The sequence below is a fragment of the Mesorhizobium sp. P3_A9 genome, assembly GCF_056402975.1.
The window spans coordinates 1-3,495 of record NZ_JBFUGJ010000483.1 but is presented as its reverse complement, the minus strand read 5'-3'; the positions used below and the strand labels follow the sequence as shown (position 1 = coordinate 3,495).

Genomic DNA, 3,495 nt, shown 5'->3' with positions numbered 1-3,495 from the left:
GGCACGCCCCACCCTGTCCAGAAACACGGAATGGGCCAATCCAGGGAGCTTGCCAGGCAGTCCGCGCTACCCAAAAACGAAAACCGCCGGCGCGAAGGCCGGCGGTTTTGAACGCGGTACTAAAGAACTCGATTACTTAAGCATCAGATGATAGGCCGAATTTGTGGCCGAACTCTGACCGTTGCGCTACATCGCGCCGGCTTCGTCCTCAAAACCGTCGTCGCCGCTGCCCTCAGAGCCACCATTCTCGAGGAATTTTTCGGCGATCAGCCCGGCATTCTGTCTCAGCGCCAGTTCGATCTCGCGTGCGGTATCGGGATTGTCGCGCAGGAACAGTTTTGCATTTTCGCGGCCCTGGCCGAGACGCTGCGAATTGTAGGAGAACCAGGCGCCCGACTTCTCGACCACACCGGCCTTGACGCCGAGGTCGACCAGTTCGCCGGTCTTGGACACGCCCTCGCCATACATGATGTCGAACTCGACCACCTTGAAGGGCGGCGCCAGCTTGTTCTTGACCACCTTGACTCGGGTCTGGTTGCCGACGACCTCGTCGCGGTCCTTGACCGAGCCGATGCGGCGAATATCGAGACGCACTGACGCATAGAATTTCAGCGCATTGCCGCCGGTGGTGGTCTCGGGCGAGCCGAACATGACGCCGATCTTCATGCGGATCTGGTTGATGAAGATGACCATGGTGTTGGAGCGCGAGATCGAGGCGGTCAGCTTGCGCAGCGCCTGGCTCATCAGGCGGGCCTGCAGGCCAGGCAGCGAATCGCCCATCTCGCCCTCGATTTCGGCACGTGGCGTCAGCGCCGCCACCGAATCGACCACCAGAACGTCGATGGCGCCGGAACGCACCAGCGTGTCGCAGATTTCCAGCGCCTGCTCGCCGGTGTCGGGCTGCGAGATCAGCAGGTTTTCAAGGTCGACGCCAAGCTTGCGGGCATAGACCGGATCGAGCGCATGYTCAGCRTCGACGAAGGCGCAGATGCCGCCCTTCTTCTGGGCTTCGGCCACSGTGTGCAGSGCCAGCGTCGTCTTGCCCGAGCTTTCCGGCCCGTAGATCTCGAYGATGCGGCCGCGCGGCAGGCCRCCGACGCCAAGAGCGATGTCGAGGCCAAGCGAGCCGGTCGGCACSGTTTCGATCTCGACGACCTGCTCGTTCGCGCCGAGCCGCATGATCGAGCCCTTGCCGAAAGCCCGCTCGATTTGCGACAGCGCCGCATCCAGAGCCTTTGATTTGTCCACTGCCTTATCCTCTACAAGCCGCAAAGAATTCTGAGCCATGATACATCACCCCTTGGTCGTCAATGAAGGCCGGACAATCCGTRATCCCTGCCATTTTGTACCTTTTTTGTTCTCATTTGGCAAGAGGCAACAAGCATTTGAAAAACAAGCAATATCCCGATTTGTTCTTTTTTCGTCCCAGAAACGTAAGCAGCAACGCATTCGCATTAGGCCAGCAGGCCCCGTTGTCTCGGCCTGCCGAATCGCTGCCTCGCATGCGAAACTCCAGTCGCAGCCTAGCGCTTGCGCGGCAAGAATAACAAAGGGCATATCGCCGGCATGGTGAAATCGACAAAGATACTGGCCGTGGGCGGCGCCCATATCGACCGGCGTGGCCAGGTGTCCGGCCCCTACGTGCCGGCCGCATCCAATCCAGGCACGATGCGCGAGGATGTCGGCGGCGGCGTCTTCAACGCGCTGCGCAGCACGGTGCGGCGCGGCGCTTCCGCTTCACTGCTTTCGATGCGGGGCGGCGATGCGGCGGGCGATACGGTTTCACGCGCCATAGCGGAAGCAGGCATCGCGGATCTCTCGGCCGTGTTCCTCGACCGCACGACGCCGAGCTACACGGCACTGATCGACCGCGAGGGCGAACTGATCGTCGGCTTTGCCGACATGGCGCTGTACGATTTGGCATTCCCCAAGCAGATGAGGCGCTCCAAGGTCCGCGAGGCGATCGCCGACGCAGACGCCATCCTGTGCGACGCCAATCTGCCCTCGGCGGCACTGGAGCGGCTGGTTTCGCTTGCCGTCGGCAAACCTGTATTCGCCATTGCCATTTCGCCGGCCAAGGTGATCCGGCTGATACCGGTGCTCGGCGCGTTGGCTCAGCTGTTCATGAACCGGCGGGAAGCCATCGCGCTGGCCGGCGTCCATGCAGATGCCGCCGAGCGAGATCTCATCGACGGGTTGCGATGCAGCGGCCTTACCAGCGGCATCGTGACGGCAGGCAGCGCACCGGTGCTGGGTTTCGACGAAGCAGGCGCCTTCTCGATCCAGCCGCCACCGCCGAGAAGAGTTGCCGATGTCACTGGTGCCGGCGACGCACTGGCGGGCGCAACGATCGCGGCTTTGCTGCGCGGCCTGCCCCTGCGCCAAGCCTTGCGCGACGGCGTCGCGGCGGCAACGCTGGCTATCGAAAGTGCCGACGCCGTTCCCGATTTCACCGCCGCAAGCTTCACTGAAGCGCTGGCCCTTGTGCCGGAGGCCAGGGAAGTGGCATGAGACCGGCAAATTCATAGTGCCTGAGTGAGGCTGCGTATCCAGACCGATGCGCCGCACTCCGGTTGGAGATGCAGATGACCCCAGAGACCGCCCGCCCCTTCATCGACATCCACGCGCCGGTGGCGCAGGCGCTGGCCGCCGGGCGGCCGGTGGTGGCGCTGGAAAGCACCATCATCACCCATGGCATGCCCTATCCCGACAATGGCGCCATGGCGGCGGATGTCGAGAAGATCATCAGCGATGGCGGCGCCGTRCCGGCGACGATCGCGGTGGTCGGCGGCCGCATCAAGATCGGCCTGTCCGACGGCGAACGCGAATCGCTGGCCATGACCGGCGACGCCATGAAGCTGTCGCGCGCCGACCTCGGCTTCGCCGTCGCGCAAGGGCGCACTGGCGGCACGACAGTCGCCGCCACGATGATCGCGGCGCACATGGTCGGGATAAAAGTGTTCGCCACCGGCGGCATTGGCGGCGTCCACAAGGGGGCGGAAAAGAGTTTTGATATCTCGGCCGACCTCGACGAGCTGGCACGTACGCCGGTCATCGTCGTCTCGGCCGGCGCCAAGGCCATTCTTGATATCGAAAAGACGCTGGAGGTGCTGGAAACGCGCGGTGTGCCTGTTGTCGGCCATGGCTGCGAGACGATGCCGGCTTTCTGGTCGCGGCAGTCGCCGTTCCGCGCGCCGCTGACCCTGCACACGCCGGACGAGATCGCGCATTTCTTCCGGACTCGGGCTGCGCTGGGCCTGGGCGGCGGCATGCTGATCGCCAACCCGGTGCCGGAAGACCACGAAATACCGGCCGAAGAGATGGCAGGCTATATCGAAGCGGCGCAGAAAGCTGCGGAGGCTCTGCACGTGACCGGTAAGGCGGTGACGCCGTTCCTGCTGGGAAAAATCCTTGAGCTGACCGGCGGCAGGAGCCTGAAGACCAACATCGCGCTGGTCGAGAACAATGCACGGTTGGCGGCGAGGATTGCGAAGG

Annotated in this window: 3 protein-coding genes; 2 read left to right on the top strand and 1 reads right to left on the bottom strand. The window is 63.5% G+C overall.

Annotation, left to right across the window (positions count from 1 at the left end):
* Positions 1-186 precede the first annotated feature (186 nt).
* Complete coding sequence (recA, locus tag AC1DX0_RS32975) at positions 187-1,287, bottom strand: recombinase RecA (RefSeq protein ID WP_477358555.1); 1,101 nt, start codon at positions 1,285-1,287, stop codon at positions 187-189.
* Between the two features lie 279 nt (positions 1,288-1,566).
* On the opposite strand from recA, the gene AC1DX0_RS32970 reads away from it, so the two are divergent.
* Positions 1,567-2,511, top strand: coding sequence for a carbohydrate kinase family protein (locus AC1DX0_RS32970; RefSeq protein WP_477221261.1), 945 nt, complete (start codon positions 1,567-1,569; stop codon positions 2,509-2,511).
* A 74-nt stretch (positions 2,512-2,585) separates the two neighbouring features.
* On the top strand, positions 2,586-3,495 hold a 910-nt coding region (locus tag AC1DX0_RS32965; protein ID WP_477358553.1), incomplete at its 3' end, for a pseudouridine-5'-phosphate glycosidase.

Excerpts from the sequence above, each read along its gene's own strand:
- AC1DX0_RS32970 (WP_477221261.1), top strand. The coding sequence starts at position 1,567 with ATGGTGAAATCGACAAAGATACTGGCCGTGGGCGGCGCCCATATCGAC.